At 75.5% G+C, this 23,243-nt stretch carries 28 protein-coding genes; 16 read left to right on the top strand and 12 right to left on the bottom strand.

Annotated features, from left to right (window positions below):
• Positions 1 to 6: 6 nt before the first annotated feature.
• From ACI780_RS21455 to ACI780_RS21430, 6 genes are read left to right on the top strand one after another with little or no spacing between them, the layout of a single operon-like run.
• The gene (locus ACI780_RS21455; RefSeq protein ID WP_457005643.1) at positions 7 to 945 is read left to right on the top strand and encodes a VOC family protein; all 939 of its coding nucleotides are present in this window, start codon (positions 7 to 9) and stop codon (positions 943 to 945) included.
• Positions 945 to 1,928 carry a fumarylacetoacetate hydrolase family protein gene (locus ACI780_RS21450; RefSeq protein ID WP_457005641.1) on the top strand — a complete coding sequence of 328 codons (984 nt, stop codon included), beginning with the start codon at positions 945 to 947 and terminating at the stop codon, positions 1,926 to 1,928. The genes ACI780_RS21455 and ACI780_RS21450 overlap by 1 nt, the downstream gene beginning before the upstream one ends.
• Positions 1,925 to 2,680, top strand: coding sequence for an SDR family NAD(P)-dependent oxidoreductase (locus ACI780_RS21445; RefSeq protein WP_457005640.1), 756 nt, complete (start codon positions 1,925 to 1,927; stop codon positions 2,678 to 2,680). The genes ACI780_RS21450 and ACI780_RS21445 overlap by 4 nt, the downstream gene beginning before the upstream one ends.
• The gene (locus ACI780_RS21440) at positions 2,677 to 3,459 is read left to right on the top strand and encodes an SDR family NAD(P)-dependent oxidoreductase (protein ID WP_457005638.1); all 783 of its coding nucleotides are present in this window, start codon (positions 2,677 to 2,679) and stop codon (positions 3,457 to 3,459) included. The genes ACI780_RS21445 and ACI780_RS21440 overlap by 4 nt, the downstream gene beginning before the upstream one ends.
• Before the next feature lie 23 nt (positions 3,460 to 3,482).
• Positions 3,483 to 4,667, top strand: a complete 1,185-nt coding sequence (locus ACI780_RS21435) for an alpha/beta hydrolase family protein (protein WP_457005636.1) — start codon at positions 3,483 to 3,485, stop codon at positions 4,665 to 4,667.
• A 2-nt stretch (positions 4,668 to 4,669) separates the two neighbouring features.
• Positions 4,670 to 5,065 carry a VOC family protein gene (locus ACI780_RS21430; protein WP_456871339.1) on the top strand — a complete coding sequence of 132 codons (396 nt, stop codon included), beginning with the start codon at positions 4,670 to 4,672 and terminating at the stop codon, positions 5,063 to 5,065.
• A 73-nt stretch (positions 5,066 to 5,138) separates the two neighbouring features.
• Here the strand turns inward: ACI780_RS21430 and ACI780_RS21425 are convergent, their stop codons facing one another.
• Positions 5,139 to 5,816 carry a GTP cyclohydrolase II gene (locus ACI780_RS21425; protein ID WP_089404336.1) on the bottom strand — a complete coding sequence of 226 codons (678 nt, stop codon included), beginning with the start codon at positions 5,814 to 5,816 and terminating at the stop codon, positions 5,139 to 5,141.
• A gap of 86 nt (positions 5,817 to 5,902) precedes the next feature.
• Between ACI780_RS21425 and ACI780_RS21420 the strand changes: the two genes are divergently transcribed.
• The gene (locus ACI780_RS21420; protein WP_457005634.1) at positions 5,903 to 6,400 is read left to right on the top strand and encodes a MarR family winged helix-turn-helix transcriptional regulator; all 498 of its coding nucleotides are present in this window, start codon (positions 5,903 to 5,905) and stop codon (positions 6,398 to 6,400) included.
• 4 nt (positions 6,401 to 6,404) lie between these two features.
• Here ACI780_RS21420 and ACI780_RS21415 read toward each other — a convergent pair whose 3' ends face one another.
• Complete coding sequence (locus ACI780_RS21415) at positions 6,405 to 6,965, bottom strand: putative glycolipid-binding domain-containing protein (protein ID WP_457005632.1); 561 nt, start codon at positions 6,963 to 6,965, stop codon at positions 6,405 to 6,407.
• 129 nt (positions 6,966 to 7,094) lie between these two features.
• Between ACI780_RS21415 and ACI780_RS21410 the strand changes: the two genes are divergently transcribed.
• Both ACI780_RS21410 and ACI780_RS21405 read left to right on the top strand, forming a co-directional pair.
• Positions 7,095 to 7,352: a hypothetical protein gene (locus tag ACI780_RS21410; RefSeq protein ID WP_217897343.1), complete on the top strand. Its 258-nt coding sequence runs from the start codon at positions 7,095 to 7,097 to the stop codon at positions 7,350 to 7,352.
• A complete protein-coding gene (locus tag ACI780_RS21405; RefSeq protein ID WP_456871322.1) occupies positions 7,349 to 7,777 on the top strand; it encodes a hypothetical protein in 429 nt (142 codons plus the stop codon). The genes ACI780_RS21410 and ACI780_RS21405 overlap by 4 nt, the downstream gene beginning before the upstream one ends.
• A gap of 57 nt (positions 7,778 to 7,834) precedes the next feature.
• Here the strand turns inward: ACI780_RS21405 and mgrA are convergent, their stop codons facing one another.
• Positions 7,835 to 8,866 carry an L-glyceraldehyde 3-phosphate reductase gene (gene mgrA / locus ACI780_RS21400; RefSeq protein WP_456871321.1) on the bottom strand — a complete coding sequence of 344 codons (1,032 nt, stop codon included), beginning with the start codon at positions 8,864 to 8,866 and terminating at the stop codon, positions 7,835 to 7,837.
• Between the two features lie 101 nt (positions 8,867 to 8,967).
• Here mgrA and ACI780_RS21395 point away from each other — a divergent pair, with 101 nt between their 5' ends.
• Positions 8,968 to 9,783, top strand: a complete 816-nt coding sequence (locus ACI780_RS21395) for an alpha/beta fold hydrolase (RefSeq protein WP_457005629.1) — start codon at positions 8,968 to 8,970, stop codon at positions 9,781 to 9,783.
• Positions 9,784 to 9,833: 50 nt separating this feature from the next.
• Entirely contained in the window at positions 9,834 to 10,619 is a 786-nt protein-coding gene (locus tag ACI780_RS21390) for an SDR family oxidoreductase (protein WP_457005627.1), read from the top strand.
• 120 nt (positions 10,620 to 10,739) lie between these two features.
• Here the strand turns inward: ACI780_RS21390 and ACI780_RS21385 are convergent, their stop codons facing one another.
• The 3 genes from ACI780_RS21385 to ACI780_RS21375 are packed head-to-tail and all read right to left on the bottom strand — an operon-like array spanning position 10,740 to position 13,727.
• On the bottom strand, positions 10,740 to 12,230 hold the full coding sequence (locus ACI780_RS21385) for a DUF222 domain-containing protein (protein WP_457005625.1): 1,491 nt from the start codon (positions 12,228 to 12,230) through the stop codon (positions 10,740 to 10,742).
• 40 nt (positions 12,231 to 12,270) lie between these two features.
• Entirely contained in the window at positions 12,271 to 13,152 is an 882-nt protein-coding gene (locus ACI780_RS21380) for an alpha/beta hydrolase fold domain-containing protein (RefSeq protein ID WP_457005623.1), read from the bottom strand.
• A complete protein-coding gene (locus ACI780_RS21375; protein ID WP_457005621.1) occupies positions 13,149 to 13,727 on the bottom strand; it encodes an isochorismatase family protein in 579 nt (192 codons plus the stop codon). The genes ACI780_RS21380 and ACI780_RS21375 overlap by 4 nt, the downstream gene beginning before the upstream one ends.
• Positions 13,728 to 13,892: 165 nt before the next feature.
• On the opposite strand from ACI780_RS21375, the gene ACI780_RS21370 reads away from it, so the two are divergent.
• The gene (locus tag ACI780_RS21370; protein WP_457005619.1) at positions 13,893 to 14,618 is read left to right on the top strand and encodes a hypothetical protein; all 726 of its coding nucleotides are present in this window, start codon (positions 13,893 to 13,895) and stop codon (positions 14,616 to 14,618) included.
• 25 nt (positions 14,619 to 14,643) lie between these two features.
• Here the strand turns inward: ACI780_RS21370 and ACI780_RS21365 are convergent, their stop codons facing one another.
• The 3 genes from ACI780_RS21365 to ACI780_RS21355 form a co-directional block, all read right to left on the bottom strand.
• Positions 14,644 to 15,621, bottom strand: coding sequence for an NAD-dependent epimerase/dehydratase family protein (locus tag ACI780_RS21365; RefSeq protein WP_457005617.1), 978 nt, complete (start codon positions 15,619 to 15,621; stop codon positions 14,644 to 14,646).
• A 36-nt stretch (positions 15,622 to 15,657) separates the two neighbouring features.
• Positions 15,658 to 16,266: a ClpP family protease gene (locus tag ACI780_RS21360; protein ID WP_457005615.1), complete on the bottom strand. Its 609-nt coding sequence runs from the start codon at positions 16,264 to 16,266 to the stop codon at positions 15,658 to 15,660.
• Between the two features lie 126 nt (positions 16,267 to 16,392).
• Positions 16,393 to 17,157 (bottom strand): SDR family NAD(P)-dependent oxidoreductase, encoded by a 765-nt coding sequence (locus ACI780_RS21355; protein WP_457005613.1) that lies wholly within the window; start codon positions 17,155 to 17,157, stop codon positions 16,393 to 16,395.
• Between the two features lie 98 nt (positions 17,158 to 17,255).
• On the opposite strand from ACI780_RS21355, the gene ACI780_RS21350 reads away from it, so the two are divergent.
• The gene (locus ACI780_RS21350; RefSeq protein WP_456871311.1) at positions 17,256 to 18,206 is read left to right on the top strand and encodes a LysR family transcriptional regulator; all 951 of its coding nucleotides are present in this window, start codon (positions 17,256 to 17,258) and stop codon (positions 18,204 to 18,206) included.
• 34 nt (positions 18,207 to 18,240) lie between these two features.
• Here the strand turns inward: ACI780_RS21350 and ACI780_RS21345 are convergent, their stop codons facing one another.
• From ACI780_RS21345 to ACI780_RS21335, 3 genes are read right to left on the bottom strand one after another with little or no spacing between them, the layout of a single operon-like run.
• Positions 18,241 to 18,933, bottom strand: a complete 693-nt coding sequence (locus ACI780_RS21345) for an SDR family NAD(P)-dependent oxidoreductase (RefSeq protein ID WP_457005611.1) — start codon at positions 18,931 to 18,933, stop codon at positions 18,241 to 18,243.
• Entirely contained in the window at positions 18,930 to 19,583 is a 654-nt protein-coding gene (locus tag ACI780_RS21340; RefSeq protein WP_457005609.1) for an NAD(P)-binding oxidoreductase, read from the bottom strand. Before ACI780_RS21340 ends, ACI780_RS21345 begins: the two co-directional genes overlap by 4 nt.
• A gap of 28 nt (positions 19,584 to 19,611) precedes the next feature.
• Positions 19,612 to 20,586, bottom strand: a complete 975-nt coding sequence (locus ACI780_RS21335) for an alpha/beta hydrolase (RefSeq protein WP_457005607.1) — start codon at positions 20,584 to 20,586, stop codon at positions 19,612 to 19,614.
• Positions 20,587 to 20,836: 250 nt separating this feature from the next.
• Between ACI780_RS21335 and ACI780_RS21330 the strand changes: the two genes are divergently transcribed.
• From ACI780_RS21330 to ACI780_RS21320, 3 genes are all read left to right on the top strand, one after another.
• Entirely contained in the window at positions 20,837 to 22,180 is a 1,344-nt protein-coding gene (locus ACI780_RS21330) for a cation:proton antiporter (RefSeq protein ID WP_457005605.1), read from the top strand.
• Between the two features lie 146 nt (positions 22,181 to 22,326).
• The gene (locus tag ACI780_RS21325; protein ID WP_457005603.1) at positions 22,327 to 22,803 is read left to right on the top strand and encodes a hypothetical protein; all 477 of its coding nucleotides are present in this window, start codon (positions 22,327 to 22,329) and stop codon (positions 22,801 to 22,803) included.
• Between the two features lie 125 nt (positions 22,804 to 22,928).
• Complete coding sequence (locus tag ACI780_RS21320; protein ID WP_456871305.1) at positions 22,929 to 23,141, top strand: hypothetical protein; 213 nt, start codon at positions 22,929 to 22,931, stop codon at positions 23,139 to 23,141.
• Positions 23,142 to 23,243 lie beyond the last annotated feature (102 nt).

Genomic DNA, 23,243 nt, shown 5'->3' with positions numbered 1-23,243 from the left:
ACGACCATGACCCAGCGCCTGATCACCCACCTGCGGCACGTCGACCTCGCCGTGCCCGACCTGCGCACCCAGCAGGACTTCTTCACCACCACCTGGGGCCTCACCGCCGAGCACACCGACTCGGGCCTGACCTTCCTCGCCGCCGAGGGCAGCCCGGAGCAGTACGTCGTCCGGCTGCGCGAGTCCGCCGACAAGCGCATCGACCTCATCAGCTTCGGCGCCAAGGACCGGGCCGACGTCGACACCCTCGCCGGCACCCTGGCCCGCGACGGCGTCCAGCTGGTTCACGAGCCGCGGGACCTGCAGACCCCCGGCGGGGGTTATGGCTTCCGGTTCTTCGACAACGAGGGCCGCACCATCGAGATCAGCTCCGACGTCGCCGTGCGGAAGCACCGCCGGGTCGAGGAGGGCGAGTCGATCCCGGTGCGGCTGTCCCACGTGGTGATCAACTCCGCCGACCCCGAGGGCACGCTGGCCTTCTACGAGCGCTACCTGGCGTTCTCGCTGTCGGACACGCTCATGCACCCCCGGATGGGCAACATGATGTGGTTCCTGCGGACCAACGAGTGGCACCACTCGATGGCCATCGCGCGGGGGCCGCACGCCGCGCTGCACCACGCCTCCTTCGAGCTGCGCGGCATCGACGAGTACATGCGCGGCACCGGCCGGCTGCTGCGCCAGGGCGTCGAGAAGATCTGGGGTCCCGGCCGCCACCTGGCCGGCAACAACACCTTCAGCTACTTCCTCGACCCGCACGGCAACACCGTCGAGTACACGACCGAGCTCGAGACGATCGACGAGGACACCTGGCACCCGCACGTCTACGACTTCTCCAACCCGGAGGTGTCCGACCAGTGGGGCACGGCGAACGCCATGAACGAGTTCGTCGCCAAGAAGTCGTTCAACGACCCCGACAAGGGTCTGTTCGTCGCACCCCCGGTCTGATGCGGTTCGCCACCTGGTCGGCCGGCGGGGCCGTCTCCGCCGGCGTCGTGTCCGATCTCCCCGACGGCACCGCCGGCCTGCACGCCCTGCCGGAGGGGACGACGGTCCTCGACCTGGTCCGGGCCGGGCTGCCGGCCGCGCTCGCCGCCGGGGAGGAGGCGCTGCGCCGGCCGGCCGTGCCGCTGGACGCCGTCCGGCTGCTGCCCCCGCTGGAGGCCCCCACGGTGCGCGACTTCGTCGCCTTCGAGGAGCACGTCGAGGGCGTGCGCAAGGCGGTCGACGGCGTCGCCGGCGTGGTCGAGGAGTGGTACCAGGCCCCGACGTTCTACTTCACCAACCCCTACGCCCTCGTCGGCGCGCACGACGACGTCGCGGTGCCCCCGGACAGCCGGCGGTTCGACTTCGAGCTCGAGGTGGCCGTGGTGGTCGGGCGCGACGGCGCCTCGCTCACCCCCGAGCAGGCCCGCGACCACGTGTTCGGCTACACGGTCCTCAACGACTGGTCCGCCCGCGACCTGCAGGCCCGCGAGATGAAGGTCAACCTCGGCCCGGCCAAGGGCAAGGACTCCGCCACCACGCTCGGGCCCTGGCTCGTCACCGCCGACGAGCTCGAGCCGTACCGCGACGCCGACGGCTTCCTGGCCCTCGACATGCGGGTCGGCGTCAACGGCACCGAGGTCGGCCAGGACCTGCTGTCCAACATGGGCTGGCCGTTCGAGGAGCTCGTCAGCTACGCCTCCCGCGGCACGGAGGTCCGGGCCGGCGACGTGCTCGGCTCGGGCACCTGCGGCAACGGCGGCTGCCTGGCCGAGCTGTGGGGACGCCGCGGCGACGCCGCCCCGCCCCCGCTGCAGCCGGGCGACGTCGTGGAGATGACCGTCGAGGGCATCGGCACCGTCCGCAACCGCGTCGTCGCCGGCGTCGACCTGCCGCCGGTGCGCGCCGCCCGCCCGCGCCCGCGCACCCGCAAGCGCCCGGCGTGAGCCTCGGGGGACGGGTCGTCGTGGTCACCGGGGCGGCCCAGGGACAGGGCGCCGCGGAGGCGCGGCTGCTGGCCGCCGAGGGCGCGACGGTGGTGGCCACCGACGTGCAGGAGGGTCCGGCCGAGGACCTCGGCGGCGCGGCCTACCGGCGGCTCGACGTCACCGACGCCGCCGGCTGGACGGCGCTCGCCGACGACCTCCGCACCGCGCACGGCCGCGTGCACGGGCTGGTCGCCAACGCCGGCACCACGTGGCGGGCGCGGCTGGCCGACCTCGACCCCGCCGACCTCGCCCGGGTGAGCGAGGTCAACGTCACCGGCACCCTGCTGGGCATCCAGGCGCTCACCCCGCTGATGACCGGCGGCGGCTCGGTCGTCGTCGTCGGCTCGGCGGCCGCGCTGACCGGGCACTTCCCGGTGGCCTACACCGCCTCCAAGTGGGCGCTGCGCGGGCTGGCCAAGGCCGCCTGCCTGGAGCTGGGCCCGCGCGGCATCCGCGTCAACACGATCCACCCCGGCTACGTCGAGACGCCGATGACCGCCTCGGCGGCCCCGGCGTTCCGCGCCGCCAACGTCGCCGAGACCCCGCTCGGCCGCACCGGCACCGTCGACGAGGTCGCGCCCCTGGTCGCCTTCCTCCTCGGCGACGGGGCCTCGTTCATCACCGGCGCCGAGATCCCCGTCGACGGCGGGATGACCGCCCACGGCGGCGTCAAGTCGATCAGCGACGCCGTCCGGGCGGTCACGTCGTGAGGGGGCGCCTGACGGGCAAGGTCGCTCTGATCACCGGCACTGCCGGTGGGCAGGGGCGGGCGGCCGCGCTGCTGTTCGCGGCCGAGGGAGCGACCGTCGTCGGCACCGACGTCAAGGCGGACCAGGCGGCCGAGACAGTGGACCTCGTGCGCGCCGCCGGCGGCGCGATGGAGAGCACGCACCCGCTCGACCTCGGCGATGAGGACGGCGTCAAGGCGTGGGTCGACGAGGCCGCAGCGCGGCACGGCGGCATCGACGTCGTCTACAACAACGCCGGCGCGACCCGCTTCTCCCCCATCGCGGAGACGTCGTACCAGGACTGGGCCTTCACCCTGCGCAAAGAGCTGGACATCGTCTTCCTCGTCACCAAGCACGCCTGGCCGCACCTGGTCGCCCGCGGCGGCGGCAGCGTGCTACTGGTCGGCTCCACGGCCGGTATCACCGGGTCGATGACGAACGCCCGCATCGCGCACACCGCCACCAAGGGCGGTGTGGTGGCGATGACGAAGCAGCTGGCCGCCGAGGGCGCCGCGCACGGCATCCGGGCCAACTGCATCAGTCCCGGCATGATCCGCACCCCGGCCACCGAGGGCGACCTGCTCGCCCCTGACTCCCCCATGCGCACGATCGCTCGGGCAATCCCGCTCGGTCGGATCGGCACCCCGGAGGAGGTCGCCCGCTGCGCCCTCTTCCTGGCCTCCGACGAGGCCTCGTACGTCACCGGCGCCAACCTCGTCGTGGACGGCGGCTGGTCGGCCGTCCTGCCGGGCGCCTGCTGAACACCACACGAGAGGAACGAGCCGTGTTCGAGTACTTCCCCACCGGCCCCTACACCTGGAACCTCGGCGTGGTCGCCACGCTGAACTCCGGCGGGCTCATCGACGAGGTCGACCGCGCCTGCCGGCCGATCAAGGACGCCGCCAACGCCGGTGAGGACGCCGGGACGCCGGAGTTCCTGCGCGCCTGGACCGCGCTGACCGACCAGCTCGTCGCGCAGGCGGAGGCCGCCGAGAAGGCGGGGCACGTGCGCACCGCCGGGCAGCTGTGGTTCCGCGCGTCGAACTACCTCGCGCAGGCCGAGCGGATGCTGGCCTCCTCCGACCCGGACCGGGTGCCCACCTACCGGCGGATGCTGGAGATCGCGCAGAAGGCGTTCGACACCCACAGCCCCTCGGTCACCCGGGTCGCGGTCCCCTACGAGGGGACGACGCTGCCGGCGTACTTCTCCGCCGCTCCCGGCAACGGCCCCAAGCCGGTGATCGTCCTGGTCAACGGCCTGGACTCGACCAAGGAGCACATGTACTCCTCCGGCCACTGGGAGGAGCTGGCCGCCCGCGGCGTCTCCTGCCTGATGCTCGACCAGCCCGGCACCGGCGAGGCGCTGCGGCTGCAGGGGCTCACCGCCCGGGTGGACACCGAGGCCTGGGCCGGCGCGGCCGTCGACTTCCTGGAGACCCGCGACGACGTCGACGCCTCGCGGATCGGCATCGTCGGGTGGTCGCTGGGCGGCTACTACGCCCCGCGTGCCGCGGCGTTCGAGAAGCGGTTCGCCCTCTGCGTGGCGTGGGGCGCCAACCACGACTGGGGCGCGGTGCAGCGCCGCCGCCGGCAGCGCGAGGGAGAGCGCCCGGTCCCCCACTACTGGGAGCACGTGCTGTGGGTGTGGGGCCAGGACGGCGACGAGAACGACCTCGACGGCTTCCTCGACTTCGCCGACCAGGTCACCCTCGAGGGCGTCGTCGAGCGGATCACCGTGCCGTTCCTCGTCGCCCACGGCGCCAACGACCGGCAGATCCCGCTGGAGATGGCGCACCGCTCCTACGAGCAGGCGGTCAACTCGCCCAAGCGCGAGCTGCGGGTGTTCACGCCCGAGGAGGGCGCCACCGAGCACATCGGCCTGGACCACCTGCCGTACGTGAGCACCTTCATCGCCGACTGGGTCGCCGACACCTTCGCCGAGCTCGGCCGCCGGGGGGCGGCGTCGTGAGCATGCTGTTCGTCAAGCTGCCGGTGCGGGACCTGGTGGCGGCACGGGCGTTCTACGAGGCGCTGGGCTTCCGCGTCGAGGAGACCTCCTCCGACGAGGGCGAGGCCGCGGTGGTCCTCGGCGACGAGCAGGTCCTGTCGCTGCAGACCCGCGAGCGGTTCGCCGCCCTGGTGCCCGGCGAGGCGGGCGACCCCGCACAGGCGCCGACCGCCGTGCACGCGCTGACCGCCGACGGCCGGGCGCAGGTCGACGACCTGCTGGCCCGCGCGGCGGCCGCCGGCGGGCGGCCGGGCCGGCCCGCGCGCGAGGAGGACGCCCGCTACACCGGCAGCTTCGCCGACCCGGACGGGAACGTCTGGGAGGTCGTCTGGATCGACCAGCTGCACGTCGTCAACTGACGACGGGTGCCCGCTGGTCACCAGACGTGGTCACCGCCGGGCCGTGACCACGCCGGGCGACCACTCGCGTGCGTCAGCCCGCCAGCGGCAGGTCGAGGGTGTGCTGGGTGTGGTCGCGCTTGACGGCGAGGTAGCGGGCGTTGGCCGCCGACAGGTGCACGCCGGTGGGCACGCGCTCGGTCACCGCGACGCCGAGGAGCTCGAGCTGCGCGGCCTTGTCGGGGTTGTTGCTCAGCAGCCGGACCCGGTCGGCGCCGACCGCGGCCAGCATCTGGACGGCGGCGGTGTAGTCGCGCTCGTCCTCGCCGCGGCCCAGCGCCCGGTTGGCCTCGTAGGTGTCGAGGCCGGCGTCCTGCAGGGCGTAGGCGTCGAGCTTGGCGTAGAGGCCGATGCCGCGGCCCTCCTGGCGCAGGTAGAGCAGGAACCCGCCGGCGTCGGTGATCCGCTCGGCCGCCTCGCGCAGCTGCGGGCCGCAGTCGCACCGCTGCGACCCGAAGACGTCGCCGGTGAGGCACTCGCTGTGCGGGCGGACCAGCGGCGCCTCGCCCCCGGCCGCCGACCGGGCGAGCGCCGCCCGCCAGTCGCCGAGCCCGAGCAGCAGGTGCTCGCGGCCGTCGGCGAGCCCGTCGAAGGTCAGCACCTCCGCCGTCGTGGCGTACCCGTCGGCGAACTCCAGCGGCACCGTGACGCGGGTGCGCACGGTGGCGGCGGGCGCCGGGGACAGCACGTCCGTGCCGAGGGAGAGGGTCATCGCGACCTCCGGGTCACTTGTACCTACAAGTGACACCCTACCGCCCAGATGTTGAAGCGACAAGTGACCGGGGGGACGATGGCGGCGTGGAACCCCGGTGGCTCAGTGCCGACGAGATGACGGCGTGGGTGCGGCTGGTCGCCGTCGTGGAGCTGCTGCCCGGCGTCCTCGACGGCCAGCTGCGCCGGGACGCCGGCCTGACCCACTTCGACTACTTCGTGCTCGCGATGCTGTCGGAGGCACCGCGCCGGACGCTGCGCATGACCGAGCTGGCCACCCGCACCAACGCCACGCTCCCCCGTCTGTCCCACGTCGTGCGCCGGCTGGAGGACCGCGGCCTGGTCGAGCGGAGGCCGTGCCCCTCCGACGGGCGGGCCACCAACGCGCGGCTCACCGACGACGGCTGGGCCACGGTGCGGGCCACCGCACCGGGTCACGTGGCCACGGTGCGCGAGCACGTCCTCGACGCGCTCACCCCCGAGCAGGTCGATCAGCTCGCCGAGATCGCCGGGGCGCTGCTCGGGCGGCTCGACCCCGACGGGCGGCTGGCCGCCGTCCACGGCACCGCCGCGCCCGGCCGGTGACCGCTCAGCCGGCGACGCGGGTGGCGAAGCCGGTGTAGTCGACGACGAGGCCGTCGTCGTCCACGCTCAGCTCGAAGGCGCCGTGCGCCGGGTCGGCGTACTCCCACCGCCGCGGGCCCAGCCGCCGGTAGGTCTGCTCGACCCGGGCCACCCCGAGCGCCGGGACGTCGACCCACGCCACCGGCGAGGTCACCTGCCGGCCCACCTCCAGCGCGGCGAGCCGCCGGATCGGGAAGGTGTTGGTCAGCGGGGTGGCGGCGACGTCCACGTCGACGCAGCCGTCGAACTCGGGCGCCCGGACGCCGTCGCGCGTCCAGCGGCGGTCGTCGTCGGCGGTCAGCCGCAGCCGGCGCTCCCCGGTGGCGGACACCGCGGTGACCTCGACCGCCCGGGTCGCCCACGCGCCGTCGAGCTCCACCCGGAACGCGCAGCTCAGCAGCGTCGACGGCCCGGCCAGCACCTCCGTGCCGTGGACCAGCCACCCCTCGCCGCGCCGCTCGACCCGGGCCAGGCTGTGCCCGCGCTCGTCGTCGCTGCGCCGCCACGCCACCACCCGCGGACCCACGCGGGCAGGCTAGGCGCGGCTGCCGGCGGCGACCGGGAACGGGGCCGTCCGCTGCGGGCCGTGTGTGGCCGGAGGGGCCCGGGTAGTGCGCCGCCGAGTGGCACACCACCGAGACCAGGGAGAGCTGCGATGACCGTCCCCGACACGACCACCCGCGACGCCGCCACCGGCACCCGCGACATCAAGTCGCACGAGTCGACCAGCTTCGCCGACCTCGGCAAGGAGATGTGGTCCTACCTCACCGGCAAGGGCGCCGCGATCAACTACGAGTTCGTCGACATGACCGTCGAGGTGCCGCGCGAGACCGGCCCGGACTCCCCGCGCGCCACCTGGAAGCTCAACGGCACGCTGCGCATCACCACCGCCGAGAACGCCAGCCGGGGATGACGCCGGAGGGCGACCCGCGGCTCGAGGTCACCGCCGACCTGTCGATCGAGGTCGACGGCGTCCCGCTGCGGGTGCGCGCGTCGGGGTCGGAGATCACGGCCTCCTCCCCCGACGTCCGCCGGTTGTTCTCCGCGGTGCGGGTGGCCGGCGGGGCGGCCACGCAGGGCCCTCCGGGCCGCGCGGAGCTCGCCCGGGTGGCCGACACGCTGGCCGACCGGGGCCTGACGGCGCGGCTGGACGGCCCCGGTGGGCGGGTGCTCAGCCTGGGGGCCGACGTCGACTCGCCGGCCGGCTCCGCGCTGGTCGGCACCCGGCACGCGCGGGTGCACCCGGCCGGCACGCTGCTCGGCGCCGGGCCGGCCGCCCCGGTCGCGGCGCTGGCGCTCGTGGCGCTGGTGCTGCTGGCCCGCCGGCGCCGGCGGTAGCCGCCCGTCCCGGCCGCCGTCCCGCCCGGTGGGACGGCGGCCTGGGCCGCGCTCCGCTCAGGCCGTGCGGGCCTCCTGCCACAGGTCGATGCCGGCGTCGACGGCGTGCTGGTCGATGCGGGCGAGCTCGTCGTCGGAGAAGTCGAGCCGGTCGAGGGCGGCCACGTTCTGCTCGAGCTGCGCGACGCTGCTCGCGCCGACGAGCACGCTGGTCACCCGCGGGTCGCGCAGCGCCCAGGCCAGCGCCATCTGCGCCAGCGACTGCCCGCGCTCCTGCGCCAGCCCGTGCAGCGCCCGCACGTGCGCGAGCGTCTGCTCGGTGAGCAGGTCGGTCGACAGCGACTTGCCCTGGCTGGCGCGCGAGCCCTCGGGGATGCCGGACAGGTACTTGTCGGTCAGCATCCCCTGCGCCAGCGGGGAGAAGGCGATGCACCCGGCGCCGACGTCGGCGAGGGTGTCGAGCAGGCCCTCGGTCTCGATCCAGCGGTTGAGCATCGAGTAGCTGGGCTGGTGGATCAGCAGCGGCGTGCCGAGGTCGGCGAGGACGGCCGCTGCCCGCGCGGTGTCCTGCGGCGAGTACGACGAGATGCCGGCGTAGAGCGCCCGCCCCGACCGGACGGCGGTGTCGAGCGCCCCCATCGTCTCCTCGAGCGGCGTGGTCGGGTCCGGGCGGTGGGAGTAGAAGACGTCGACGTAGTCGAGGCCCATCCGCCGCAGCGACTGGTCGAGGCTGGCCAGCACGTACTTGCGCCCGCCGCCGCCCTGCCCGTACGGACCGGGCCACATGTCGTAGCCGGCCTTGGACGAGATCACCAGCTCGTCGCGGTACGGGCGGAAGTCGTCGCGCAGGTGGCGGCCGAAGTTGGTCTCCGCGCTGCCGTAGGGCGGCCCGTAGTTGTTGGCCAGGTCGAAGTGGGTGATGCCCAGGTCGAAGGCCCGCCGCAGCACGTCGCGCTGCCGGTCCAGCGGGACGTCGTCGCCGAAGTTGTGCCACAGCCCGAGGCTGATCGCCGGCAGGTCCAGGCCGCTGCGGCCGGTCCGGCGGTAGGTCATCGAGTCGTAGCGGTCGTCGGCGGCGGCGAAGGTCATGCCCCGATCCTGCCCGGGTCCCCCGCTTCCGAAGCGCGCCGGACGCGAGGAGGATGCCCGGCGCGGGGGGCCTGTCCGCCCGACCCGGAGGGAGGGGCGCGATGCCCTTCTTCGACGGCTGCCGCGGCCGCGTCCACCACACCGCCTGGCTCCCCGACGGGGAGGTCCGCGCCGTCGTCGTCCTGCACCACGGCGACCTCGGCGAGCACCTGGGCCTCTACGAGCCGCTCGGGCGGCGGCTGGCCGCCGGCGGGATCGCCGTGCACGCCCTCGACGCCGCCGGCCACGGGCGCAGCGACGGCGAGCGCGACCTCACGCTCAGCCGCGACGACCAGGCCGCCGACGCCGGCACGCTGGCCGGCCTCGCCCGCGCGCGGCACCCCGGGCGGCCGCTGGTGCTGGTGGGGCACTCGGGCGGCGGCGTCGCGCTCCTGCTGCTCGCCCAGCGGTCCCCGGAGGTGGCCGAGGCGCTGGTCGTCTCGGCGCCGCCGGCCGCCCCGGTGCCGCTCATCGAGGCCCTGCTCGCGGAGGACACCGCGGAGGTCGAGCCGCCCGACCCCGCGGAGGTGTTCAGCACCCACCCGGCCTACCTGGAGGCGTTGCGGACCGATCCGCTGGTGCACCGCGGGCCCGTGCCGCGACAGACCCTGGAGGCGGTGGCCCGGTCCTGGTCCGCGGTGGCGGCGGGGCTCGCCGAGGGGCGGCCGGCCGTCCCGGTGCTGGTGCTGCACGGTGGAGCCGATCCGGTCGTCCCGGTCGAGAACTCGCGCGCGCTGGCCGCCCGGCTGCCGCAGGCGACGCTGCGGGTCTTCCCCGGCGACCTGCACGACGTCCTCAACGAGCACGACCGGGAGACGGTGCACGACGTCGTGGCGGAGTTCGTCCTGGCCCAGGTGCACCCGGCCGTGCGGGCCTGAGCGCCGACCCCGGGCACGGGTGCGCGTCCGGCCGGATCTAGCGTGCGCGGGTGCCCACCTCCCCCGCCGCCCCGTCCTCGCCCCAGGCCCGCACCGGCAGGGGCGTCGTCCTGGTCACCGGGGCGAGCTCCGGGCTCGGCGCGGAGATGGCGCGGCAGTTCGCCGCCCTCGGCTGGGACCTCGCGCTGTGCGCGCGGCGCACCGACCGGCTCGACGCCCTCGCCGGCGAGATCCGCGCCGGCACCGGCCGGCGGGTGGAGACGGCGGCCCTCGACGTCACCGACCCCGACGCCGTCCCCGCGGTGTTCCGCCGGTTCGAGGATGCCTTCGGCGGCCTGGACCGGGTGGTGGTCAACGCCGGCGTCGGCGGCGGCGCCCCACTGGGTACCGGGCAGGCGGCGGTCAACCGTGAGACGGCGGTGACGAACTTCGTCGGCGCGCTGGCGCAGTGCGAGGCGGCGATGGAGGTGTTCCGCCGGCAGCGCCGCGGCCACCTGGTGCTGATCAGCTCGATCTCGGCACTGCGCGGGATGCGGCGGTCGATGACGGTCTACGCGGCGACGAAGGCCGGTGTCGCCGCGCTCGGCGAGGGGCTGCGGTCCGAGCGCGTCCCGGGCGTGGACGTGACGGTGGTCTACCCCGGCTACATCCGTTCGGAGATGAACGAGGGCGTCGCCGGCACCCGGCTCATGACCGACACCGAGCCGGGCGTCCGCGCTGTGGTCGCGGCGGTCGAGGCGCGGAAGTCGAAGGCGTACGTGCCGGCCTGGCCGTGGGTGCCGATCGGCGCGGCGCTGCGCGTGCTGCCGCTGTCGGTGGTGCGCCGACTGACGTGAGCGTCCCGCCCGACGCCCGCCCGGTCCGCCCCGAGGACGCCGTCGACGCCGCCGCCGCCACGCGGCCGGCGGAGCACGACGATCTCGCACCGGCGCGGCGTCGACGGACGACCGCAGCGGTCAGAAGGGCGGCGGGTCGTCGTCCGGGTCGGGCGGCTCGTCTGCCGGCGGTGGCTCGGGTGTCGGCGGTGGTGGGCGCACGCCCGGTGGCCGGGTGGTGCGGGTGACGCCGGACGGGGTGGTGACGGTGAGCGTCCCGTCTGCGGCCATGTGGAAGCGCCAGCCGCGGGCGAAGGTCTTCACGCGGTGGTGGCTGCGGCACAGGCAGCAGAGGTTGGTGCAGTCGGTGGGCCCGCCCTCGGCGTGGGGGAGGACGTGGTCGGCGTCGGCCCAGCCGACCCGCTGCCCGCAGGTGGGCATCCGGCAGGTGCGGTCGCGGGTGCGCACGAACGCCTGCTGAGCGGCCGAGGGGGTGTAGCCGTCCCGGCCCGCCGGCCGGTCGAGCACCGCGCAGCCGCACTCGGCGTCCGCATGCTCCTCGCAACCGCGGGTGGCCAGCTTCCGCAGCCGGTTCAGCGTCGCGGTCGCCCGGAGCGTCCCGTCGTCCTCGGTGAGTGCGACGGTCACCGAGCCACCGTCGGGCGCCTGCACGCCGAGGGCGTCCAACTGGTGCAGCAGTTCGCGCAGGTGGGCGGCGGTGATCGGCAGCCCGTTCACCTCCCCGGCCTGCGTCGACCGCCCGGCCAGCGACGCCAGCGTCGCGATGATCTGCAGGTGCGCGGTCACCGGCGGGCGGCTGTCGTCCCACGGCCGCTGCAGCAGATCGGCGAACACCAGAGTGCGCAGCTGCCCGATCGGCCGCGGATCCCCGTCGGCCTTCAGCATTCGGGCCAGCGCGTCGACGGTCGCGTGGCAGGCCGCGGCCACGTCGGTGGGCAGGTCGGCGGCCAGCGTGCTCATCCCGTCCGACGCCGACGGGTAGACGCGCACGTCCGAGCGCCGTTCGGCGGTGTTGCGCCGTTCGTCGACCGCGTCGGCGTCCGCCTCCAGCAGCAACTCGAGCGCGCGCTTCTTGAGCTTGCCGACGGTCAGCTGCGCGGCCTCGGGCAGCACCACCGCCTCGATGCGCCGGGCGAGCGCTGGCCTGGTGTGCTGCAGCACGTCGACCAGCGCCCTGGCGCGGGCCTCGTCCAGCTCCCCGGCGGCGAGTGCGGCCCAGGTGGCCGGCAGCCGCTCGCGGTAGGTCCAGGCGCGGGTGGCCAGGTGGTTGGCCGTACCCCGCCCGCAGTTGAGCACCACCGCCAACTCGGCGGTGAAGAACTCCGACACCCCCGGCAGCTCGCCATCCGGCTTCCACGACCCGCGGCGGGCACCGGGCGTGCCGGGCGCCGGGTCGTCGTCAGCGGGGCTGTCGTCGGCCAGGCCCAGCACCAGCTCCGCCTCGTAGGCGGCGGTCACCGCCTTGAGCGCGGCCACCCGCTGCAGCTCGGCGGCCTTCTGCTCCCGCGACAACAGGTCGACCGGCAGTCGACGGAACTCCGGCGGGCGTGCGACGAGCAGGTCGAGGAGGTCGCCGACCGGCGGCGTCTCGACGTCCTCGACCTCCTGCACACCACTGACGCTAGACCCGGGGTACGACAGTTCTCGCAGGTCAGGGACGGGATCCGGCGATCGCGGCGACGACCTCGCGGGTTCCCGTTCGGCCCTCGGGCGTGGGCGTCAGCGGATACACGTGCACCGCCCCCTCGACGACGGTCACCTCCACGTGCGCGCCCTCGCCGGCACCCCGGTTCCGCAGGCGCAGCGCGTCGGGCAGCAACAGGTCGCGCGTACCGACCCAGACGCGCACGGGGGCCAGCCCGGCCAGCGGCCCGTTGACCGGGCTGAGTCGCGGGTCGGTGGGATCGTCCCCACCGGCCCAGGCGCGGCCCGCCTCGACCAGCCCGGCACGCGAGAGCCACGGGTCCCGCGCCTCGGCCGCCGGGACGCCGGGGTCGGTCAGGGTGAGGTCCAGCCACGGGGCGACGAGGGCGATCAGCCGCGGCTGCGGCAGGCCGGTGTCCAGGAACGTCTGCGCCAGGCCGAGCGCCAGCCCGCCGCCGGCGGAGTCCCCCGCCAGGACGACGTCGCCGACCTCGCGGTGCAGGTCGGCGTAGACGGCGGTGAGGAGGGGATACGCGTCGCGGTACGTGCACTGCGGCGCGAGACCGTAGTCGGGCACCGCCACCCGGACACCGGCGTCGGCCAGCCGCCCGACCAGCGTCCAGTGCTGGGGCGCCGCGCCGGCGACGTACGCGCCGCCGTGCAGGTACACCGCGGCCCGTGCGGCCCCGCCGCGCGGCGCGACCGTGGTGACCTCGAAGCCCTCGACCCGCCGGGTGGCCACCTCGTGCCGGCGGCGCAGGGCGGCCGGCGGCGGCGCAGGGCGCTTGGGTTCGGCCAGCCTCCGGCGGGCGGCCTCGGCCGTGGCCATGCGCGGCTTCGCCGTCAGCCGCAGGTACGCCGCGACGGCCCGCATCCGGACACTGGTCACGCGGAGGGCGCCCCGCCCACCCCGCCCACCAGGTCGACGTCGGCCGACGCGACCGTGCCGGTGCTGCGGCCCGGCGCGGCCGAGAAGTTCCAGTACAGGTTGGTGTGCGCGACGACCTGCTCGGGCGGCGGCGCGCCCCACTGCGACTTGTCGCCGCAGGTGTGCGCGTCGCCGACCAGGACCGTGTCGTAGCCGCGGACCAGGGCGCCGTGCAGGGTCGAGCGGATGCAGGCGTCGGTCTCCGCGCCGGTGACCACGAGCCGGCCGACACCGAGACCGGCCAGCACCTGCTCGAGGTCGGTGGCCTCGAACGAGTCGCCGAACTGCTTCTCCACCCGCGGTTCGCCGTCGGCCGGCGCGAGCTCGGGGACGATCTGCCAGCCGTCGCTGCCGTGGGCCAGCTCCTCGTCGTCGTGCTGCACCCAGACGACGGGGACCCGCTCACCACGGGCGCGCTCCACCAGTCCGGCGATGGTGGCCACCACCTCGTCGCGGGCGTGCGCCTCGCCGACCACGCCGTTCTGCACGTCGATGACGAGCAGTGCGCTGTGGGGCCTGTCGTGCAGCGTGGTCATGCGTCCTCCCGGGTGTCCGCGGTCACCGCCACCCTGGCACGGACCACCGACGATCCCGGCCGGACACCGGGTCCTCAGCCGCTGTCGGTCACGGTCCCCCCGGCGTACCGTGCGCGGCACCCGAGGGGCTCCGGCCCGGGGCTCCGGTTCCACGTGGGGGGATCGATGAGTCCTCGTCGTGTCGCGGTGGTGCTCGCCGTCGCGCTCAGCAGCCTGTTCCTGGTGGCGTCTCCCGCGACCGCCCAGGCCCCGGGGGTGAGCTGCGACCTGCCGGAGTCCGACGCCGACGCCCTCGTCGTCCTCAACGCGTACTACCCCAACCGGTACACCTGGACCGACGCCGAGCTGACCGCGGTGGTGAAGGCGGCGCCCAACGTCGACCCGGCCTTCGTCGACGCCATCCAGCGGGCGATCACCGACTGGGGTGCCGTGCTGGAGGAGTGCTTCGACGGCGCGATCACCCTCGAAGACGTGACCGACGCCGGTGCCGCCGCTCAGCGCAGCGCGGACATCACCGTGCACTACGTGCCCTCCGCCGGCGGGAACGTCTTCGCGGGGATGGCCGTCTGCGGCGTCGGCGGGTGCCCCAACGTCATCGTGCGCTCCGAGTTCGCCCTCGGGATCGGCATCGAGGACTACACCCCCGAGTACCTGTACTACGTCACGCTGCACGAACTCGGCCACGCCCTCGGGCTCGGCCACGCCACCAACCTGCGCGAGAGCTACGACCTGATGGGCTACGCCTGGATCGGCGACGCCCCGGACCCGCTCTTCTCCGACTGCGACATCGCGGCGCTGGCCTACTTCTGGTCGTGGGCGCTGACGGGTGGGACGCCGCCGGGGCCGGGCCCCAGCGCCCTCGAGCCCACGTTCGACTGCGACGGAGCCTGACCGACAGGGCAGGGACCACCCGGGGTCACCGGGTCGTGTACGGCCCGGTCGACTCCGCGTGGTAGCCCTTCGCGCCGACGGCGATCGCCAGCTCGCTGCGCGGCGGGCGGGCCGCGGCGAGCAGGTCGAGGGCGGCGCGGAAGTCGTACCGCGGCGTCCAGCCCAGGTCGGCCCGGGCGGCGTCGTTGACGTACACCCGGTCGATCGAGGGGAACAGCCGCCAGCCCAGCCGCGCGTACAGCGCGGGCGCGTCGGGGAAGAGCCGGGCGACGACGGCGGGCGCGTCGGCGCGCAGCCCGGCGAGGTCCTCGCGGCGGAACGGCGTCGTCGCGCTGACGACGTAGCGGCCGAACCCGAGCGCCGGCGCCCGGTCGAGGGCGGCCCGGTGCGCCGACACGACGTCGGCGAGGTCCACGCGCCGGGACAGCAGCTCGTTCACCTTGACGTTGTCGTCGTCGTAGGCGGTGCGGACGGCGTCGGCGTCGTCGCCCTCGGGGAAGAACCGGGAGGTGCGCAGCACGACGACGGGCAGGCCGGTGTCGCGGGCGAGGAGCTCGCAGAGGTCCTCGGCGGCGACCTTGGTGGCGCCGTAGACGTTCCGCACCCGCGGGGCCACCGCCTCGGTGATCCACGCGGCGGGCTCCCCCGGCGCCGGTGTCAGGGCGCGGCCGAACGCCGAGGTGGTGCTGGTGACCACCACCCGCCCCACGCCGGCGGCCACCGCCTCCTCGAGCACCGTCAGCGTGCCGGTGACGTTGGTGTCGACGAACGCCTGGCGGTCGTGCGTGCCGACGTGCGGCTTGTGCAGCGTGGCGGTGTGCACGACGGCCTGGGCCCCGGCCAGCGCCGCCCGGACGGCGGGCCGGTCCCCCACCGAGGCGACGACGTCGGTCCACGGCGAGGGCAGCAGGTCCAGGCCGACGACGTCGTCACCGGCGGCGCGCAGCACGCGGACCAGCGCCTCGCCGAGGTGTCCCGAGCTACCGGTGACGACGACGCGCACGACGCCACCCTGGCACGGCCGGGGCCGGTCGGTCGGTCAGCGCGCCCCCCGTCCGGCACCGGTGGGCAGCGGTCCCGGCAGGGCGGCGGCCGAGCCGACGACGTGGTCGACGAGCCCGTACTCGACGGCCTCCTGCGGGGTGAACCAGCGGTCGCGGTCGGAGTCGCGCTCGATCTCCTCGACGGTGCGCCCGGTGTGCCGTGCCTGCAGCTCGTCGACCTCTCGCTTGAGGCGGCGCAGCAGGTCGGCCTGGACGGCGATGTCGGACTGGACGCCGCCGATCCCGCCGGAGGGCTGGTGCACGAGGATCCGGGTGTGCGGCAGGGTGAACCGCTTGCCCGGCGTGCCGGCGGTGAGGAGGAACTGCCCCATCGAGGCCGCCATCCCGAAGGCGTAGGTGGCGACGTCGCAGCCGAGGGACCGCATGGTGTCGTAGACGGCCAGCCCGGCGGTGACCGAGCCACCGGGTGAGTTGACGTAGAGGTGCACGTCCCGGCGCGGGTCGTCGGCCGCCAGGAGCAGCATCTGCGCGCACAGCTGGTTGGCGACGTCGTCGTCGACCGCGGTGCCGAGGACCACGATGCGCTCCCGCAGCAGGCGGTCGAGGACGGCGTCCTGCAGGACGGGGGAACCGGTCGTCGTCATGGTGGGGACCTCCTGGGACCTTCGGGACCGGACGTCCCGCAGTCAATCGGGAGATCCCCGGGAATGCGTCCCGGAATGGCCCGGTTCCGCCATTCGCGCAATTGTTGCGCCAACGGCTGAATGGTGTCACCAGGGCAGGCGGCGGCCGTCCCGCAGGAAGTCGCCGGTGGTCCCGCCGGGCGGCAGGTCGACGGCGCGCAGGACGCTGGCGGCCGCGTCCTCCGCCGAGCGGCCGCCGGCGCTGCGCGCGTCGGTCGCCACCCAGCCGGGGCAGACGGAGTTGACCGCGATCCCCTCGCGGCCGAGCTCGGCGGCCAGCATGCGGGTCAGCGCGTTGAGCGCCGTCTTGGAGACGCGGAACGCGGGCGCTCCCCCGCCCATGTTGGCCAGCGACCCCGCCTCGGCGGACACGTTGACGACCCGGCCTGCGGCGCTGCGCCGCAGCAGCGGCAGGAACGCCTGCGTGGCGCGCCAGGCGCCGAGCACGTCGACCTCCCACGCGCGCTGGACCACGTCGAGGTCCGCCGCGGCGGCGGTGCCCCGCACGTCGCGGGGGGCGGCGGCGTTGTTCACCAGGACGTCGACGCGGCCGTGGCAGCGGCGCACCTCGTCGGCGGCCCGGCTGCAGCTCACCGGGTCGGTCACGTCGAGCCGGACGACGTCGACCCGGACGCCGTCGTGCACCCGGAGCTCCCGCGCGGCGGCCCACCCGAGGGCGATGTCGCGCACCGCCATGACCGGGGTGTCGCCGCGCAACGCGAGCCGCCGCACCAGCTCGCGGCCGATCCCGCGGTTGGCGCCGGTCACCAGCACCACGGCGGGCCGGACGGGCGGGCGTCCCGGCCGGGCCACGGCCGATCCCGGGGCCACGGTGGGTCGTCCCTGCGCCACGGCCCCTCCTGCCCGCGCCCAGCCGGTCGCCGTCGGACGCTGCCAGTCCAGGACCTGTGGACCTGTCGGTCCAATGCCCGGCGTGATAGCACCTGGGCATGGACGTGCACCTGCGCGATCTCCGGTACTTCCTCGCGGTGGCCGACGAGCTGCACTTCACGCGGGCCGCGCAGCGGTTGTTCGTCTCCCAGCCGGCCCTCAGCCGCCAGATCCAGGTGCTCGAGCAGCACGTCCGCGCGCCGCTGTTCGCCCGCGGGCCGCGCGGGGTCACCCTCACCGCCGCCGGCCGCGCCCTGGTCCCCTACGCGCGGTCGACGGTCGCGACCTGGGACGAGGCACAGTCCGCCGTCGCCGAGGCGGTCGCCGCCGACAGCCGGACGATCCGGGTCGGGATGAGCGTCGGCGTCGGCCGGGGGCTGATCCCGGCGGCGGTCGAGGTTTTCCAGCAGCGCCACCCGGGCTTCTCCGTCGAGTTCCAGCAGACGTCGTTCGACGACCGCACCGCCGGCCTGACCTCGGGCGCCACCGACCTCGCGTTCTGCTGGCTGCCGCTGCCGGAGGACAGCGGCCTGCGCCACCGGGTGCTGATCAGCGAGCAGCGGCACCTGGCCCTCCCCGTCAACCACCCCCTCACGGCGCGGGCCGAGCTGACGATGGCCGACCTGTACGACGAGCCGTTCCTCGCCCTGCCCGAGTCGAACGGCAGCCTGCGCGACTACTGGCTCGCCGTCGACGCGCGCCACGGGCACCCGGTGCGCATCGGCGCCGTGGTGCACGGGCCCGAGGAGGCGGTGGAGGCCCTCGGCCGGGGTCTCGGGGTCGCGCTGATCAGCGCCGGCAACGCGGAGATCTACCGCCGTCCGGAGTACGTCGTCCGTCCCGTCCGGGGGCTGCCGCCGGGTGAGCTGGCGATCGCCTGGCGGTCCGGCGACCCCCGCCCGGCGGTGCACGACTTCGTGCTCGCCTGCGTCGAGGCCGCCCGGCAGGTGCACCCCTCGGCGGCGCCGTCCGCCGGGGAGTCCGGCACGCCCACCGCCGCGGCCGGCTGAGCGGCCCGGTGCCGGCCGGGACGCCGGCCCGCGGTCACCACGGGATGCGCCGCCCGTCGCGGAAGAAGCCGCCGCTGGGCCCGTCGTCGGGGACGTCGACGGCGAACAGGACGCTGGCCGCGCCGTCGGCCACCGGGCGCCCGCCCGCGCCGCCCATGTCGGTGGCCACCCACCCCGGGCAGACGGCGTTGACCAGCACCCGGCGGCGGCGCAGGTCCGCGGCGAGCTTGACGGTGAGCATGTCCAGCGCGGCCTTGGACACCGAGTAGGCCGGCGCTCCCCCGGCGCTCCCCGTCTCGCCGAAGGACCCCGCGCCGCTGGAGACGTTGACCAGGCGACCGCCGGGCCGCAGCAGCGGGGCCAGCGCCACCGCCATCCGCCAGGCACCCACCACGTTGACCGCCAGCGCCTCCTCGACGACGCGCAGGTCGGCGTCGGCCGCGCTCTGCCAGGTGTCGTAGTGGACGGCGGCGTTGTTGACGAGCACGTCGACGCCGCCGTGCTCGGCCGCCAGCCAGGAGGCCAGCGCCGCGACGCTGCCGGGGTCGGCGACGTCGAGCTGCCGGACGACGACCGGGCCGCTCATCCCCCGGGCGGCCTCGTGCCCGCGGGCCTCGTCGCGGGCCCCGAGGACGGTGGTCACCCCGCGGGCGGCGAGCCGGGCGGCCACCTCCCGGCCGATCCCGCGGTTGGCCCCGGTGACGACCGCGACGCCGCTGGTCCTCACCGCGGCCCCGCGACCGGGTCGGGGGTCAGGGCCGCCAGCGCCGCCGTCCAGTCCGCCGGGCCGGCGGCCGGGTCGTCGAAGACCTCGAAGGTGACCGGGGCACCCCCGGGACGCAGCAGCAGGTGCACGCAGGCGTCCGCGACGGTGTCGCGGCTCGTGGTCCCGTCGCCGGTGTCGCCCTGCTCGAGCCGGACGCCGGTGGCCGGCTCGTCGGTCAGCCACCCGGGCCGGACGACGGCGTGGTCGGCGCCGCTGGCCCGCAGCGCCTGCTCGCCACGGGCGCGGGCCTCCGTCACGTGCGCCATGGCCGGGTGGGCCTGCGGCCGGGTGACGTAGATCTGGCTCACCAGCACCACCCGCAGGTCCCGCTCGGCCGCGGCGACGGCGAGGGCGGCGATCCCGCGGCTCATCACCGTCTCGGCCCCGGCCGCGTCGTAGGGCGGCTCGACGCACACCACGACCCCCTCGACGTCCGCGAGCGCCGTCGGCCAGGTGGCGAGGTCCCCGAGGTCCCCGACGATCGTCCGGACACCGGCGGCCGGCCGGGGCCGGCGGCTGAGGACCGCGACCGGCCGGCGGGCGGCGAGCAGCCGCTCGACCACCCGCCGGCCGGTGCGGCCGGAACCGCCGACGACGAGCGAGGTGCTCACGACGGCCGGGTCCCGGCGGTCGGCGCGGTCACGCGAGGTGCTCGGCGAAGTGGGCGCCGGCGAGGGACACCGCGCGGTCGACGTGCGCGCTGCCGTCGTAGAAGTCGAACTGGCTGCCCTCGCCCCAGTACTGGTCGATCGTCCCGCCGACCGAGACGGCGAAGCGGTGCGCCCCCTGGGGGATCGCGGCGTCCTCGCTGTGCACCAGCAGCACCGGCTGGTGCACCTGCGGCGCCAGGGCGATCGGGTCGTAGGTGAGCCACCCGGGCCAGGCCATGACGGCGAAGCGGTTGGGCCACGCGGGCACCGCCCCGCGCCGGGGGTTCTGGTAGAAGTCGACGTCGAAGGGCATGGCGGTCAGCGGGTCCCCGGCGCCCACCGCCGGCACGTAGGTCACCTCCCCGGTCGCCTCGGAACGACTGCGCGCGCGGGCCGCGGCGGCCATCCGCATCGCCACGCCGTCCGCGCCGCCGTAGGTGTCCGCGACGATCCGCGCGTCGTGCAGCCAGGGCGCGACCAGCGCCAGCGCCCGCACCCGCGGGTCGGCGACGGCGTTGCTCACCGTGTAGCCGGCCGACGCGCAGACGCCGAGCGCACCGATCCGCTGCGGGTCGACGACGTCGGTCCGGCCGGCCAGGTAGCCGACCGCGTCGCCGATGTCGCGGGCCTTGAGCGCCGGCGACTCGTAGTCGCGCAGCGCTCCCCCGCTGGCCCCGTAGCCGGTGTGGTCGAAGGCGAGGGTGGTGTGGCCCCGGGCGGCCAGCCGTGCGGCGTACCGGTCGGCCATCTGCTCCCGGACGCTGGTCCAGGTGCCGGTGACCACCACGCCGGGCAGGGGCCCGTCGGCGTCCTCCGGCCGGTACAGCACCCCGGCGAGCGGGACGCCGTGGGCGGGGAAGACGACGGCCTCGGCCGTCACGCCGTCCGCGCGCCGGCGCAGCTCGTCACGTGCTCGGGCCGGCGCGAGGTCCTCGCGCACGAGCATCGGCGGTGCACTGGTCATGCCACTCTCCACGACGGGGGGAGGACGGTGCGGTGGCGGACCACCGAGGACACCGTCCACGGTGGCGCGCGGCCGGCGCGGCAGGCCAATACCGAACCCGATCGGCTCCCGCTATGCCGGTCGGCTGCCCGGCGTCCCGCGGTCGCGCCCCGTACACCGGCAAGTGCCGCGCGCAGAACCGGTGACGGGAACCGGGGGTCTGCGCCACCATGTGCCGCCGCTCAGCCCCCCACCTCGTCGGAGACCCCCCATGCCCGCACCCTCCCTGCCCGGGGACCAGGTGATCGCCTTCGTCCTGCTGGACATCGCGATCATCCTGATCGCCGCCCGTGTCGTCGGCACGCTCGCCCTGCGGATCGGTCAGCCCCGCGTCGTCGGCGAGATCGTCGCGGGCGTCCTGCTCGGCCCCTCCCTGCTCGGCGCCACGACGTTCGTCTGGGACGACGCCCCCGCCTTCCTGGCGTGCGACCGGTCCCTGCCCGAGGGCGTGGCCCCGAGCATCAGCTCGTGCCTGTTCCCCGCCCAGGCGCAGAGCGGGCTGAGCCTCCTGGGCACGATCGCCCTGGTCCTGTTCATGTTCCTGGTGGGCCTGGAGCTCGACACTGACCGCCTGCGTGGCCGGGCCGCCGGCATCGTCACCGTCGCCGTCGGGGTCGTGGCCATCCCGGTCGCGCTGGGGTTCCTCATCGCGCCGGTCCTCTTCACCGACCGGTTCACCGGTGCCGGCGACCCGTCGCGGATCGGCTTCACCCTCATGGTGGGCGCGATGCTGGCGGTGACCGCCTTCCCGGTGGCCGCGCGCATCCTCCAGGAGAAGGGGCTGGCCACCTCCCCGCTCGGGATCGTCGGCATCGCAGCGGCGGCGCTGGTCACCATCCTCATGTTCCTCACGGTGGGTGTCGCCCGGGGCGTGGCCACCGGGGAGCCGTCGTCGTCGCACCTGTGGCGGCTGACCGGGACGCTGGCCTTCCTCGCGGCGATGTGGCTGGTCGTCCGGCCGGCACTGGCACGGGTGTTCCGTGGGGGCGAGGCGGGCGACCCGCTGAGCGGCACCCAGTTCGCCGTCGTCATGGGCATGGTCGTGCTGGCCGCGTACGCCGCCGACCGGATCGGCATCCACGCGCTCGTCGGCGGCTTCGTCGCCGGCCTGGTCGTGCCGCGCCACGCCGTCCTCACCACGGCGCTGACCTCCCGGCTCTCCGACGTGGCGATCGTGTTCCTGCTGCCGATCTTCCTGGCCTACAGCGGGCTGCGCACCGACTTCACCACGCTGACCTGGGCCGCACTGCCCGGCATCGCACTGTTCGTGGTCGTGGCGATCGTGGGCAAGTGGGGCGGTGCCCTGGTCAGCGGCCGCCTCGGCGGGCTGTCCTGGAGCGAGAGCAACGCGCTGGGGATCCTGATGAACTGCCGCGGCCTGATGGTGCTCGTCGCCGCCCTGGTGGCGCTCAACGCCGGGGTCATCAGCCCCCAGATGCAGGTCGGCGCGGTGGTCATGGCGCTGATCACCACCGGCATGACCGGCCCCCTGGTCGACCGGTTCCTGGGCCGCCCGGACCGGCAGCCGGCCAGCCGGGCCGTCGAGGTCGGCTGACCCCGCCGCGCCGCTCCGGCGCTGTCCCCGCACGGCACCGGCCCGGCCCCTCGACGAGGGACCGGGCCGGTGGCCCGTCCGGGCCGGTCGTCGGCGACGGCCCTTCGCCTCTGCCCACGCGTCCGGGTGGGCGGGAGGGTCGGGCCATGCGCCAGCAGCTGCGTTCCGTCCGAGCCGGGGTGGTCACGGCCCTCGGCGTCGTCCTGCTCGCCTCGTGCTCCGGCGACGACGGGGGTTCCGGGAGCGGCGGCGGGTCCGCCGCCGACACCCCGGCGAGCAGCTCCGCCGCGGAGGACTCAGCGGCCGGGGACGACTTCTGCGCCCAGGCCGAGGACCTCGACCAGCGGGTCGAGACGGCGCTGGACGAGTCCGGCGGCGGGGACTCCATCCCCGACGTGTTCCGGCAGCTCGCCGAGGAGATGCAGGGCATCAACGCGCCGGAGGCCATCGCCGCCGACTGGGACACCATGCGCAGCGGGCTGGAGCGGATGGCCGACGCGGTGGCCGACCTCGACCTCGGCGACGCCGACTCCGTGGCGGCCCTGGAGGACGCCGGCAGCGGGCTGGAGGCCGCGAGCGACAACGTCGACACCTACCTGAGCGACGAGTGCGGCATCGGCTGACCCGCGTCGACCGGTGCGGCGCCGGTCGTGTCGTGGGCGCGCGCGTGCGCCTGCTCCCGGGTGGGTAGGACGGGCCACGACGACCGGGCACCTCCTCCCGGCGCCACCGATCCGCAGGAGGCGACGTGTCGCCCTCTCGTCCCCCCGTCCCCGACGTCGACCGTCGCATCGTGGCCGCCTACCGAGAACTCGGCACCGCCCGCGACGACTTCCAGAACTCCCCGAGCGGCCGGGCCTTCGGCCTGTGCCAGGCGGCCCAGGACGCGCTCGACGCGTTGCTCGACCTGCGGCTCAGCCTCACGGCCGCCATCGCGCCGACGGTGGTGGCCACGGCCTGAGGGTGGGCACCTCGGAGTGCCTCCGGATCCGTGGCGTGGCGGCGCACCGTCGCGCCGTGGACCCCGTGCTGCGGACGGGCGTCCGGCCGGACGCCCGTCCGC

The sequence above is a fragment of the Geodermatophilus sp. SYSU D00814 genome (assembly GCF_054050055.1).
This window is presented reverse-complemented; position numbering and strand designations above follow the sequence as displayed.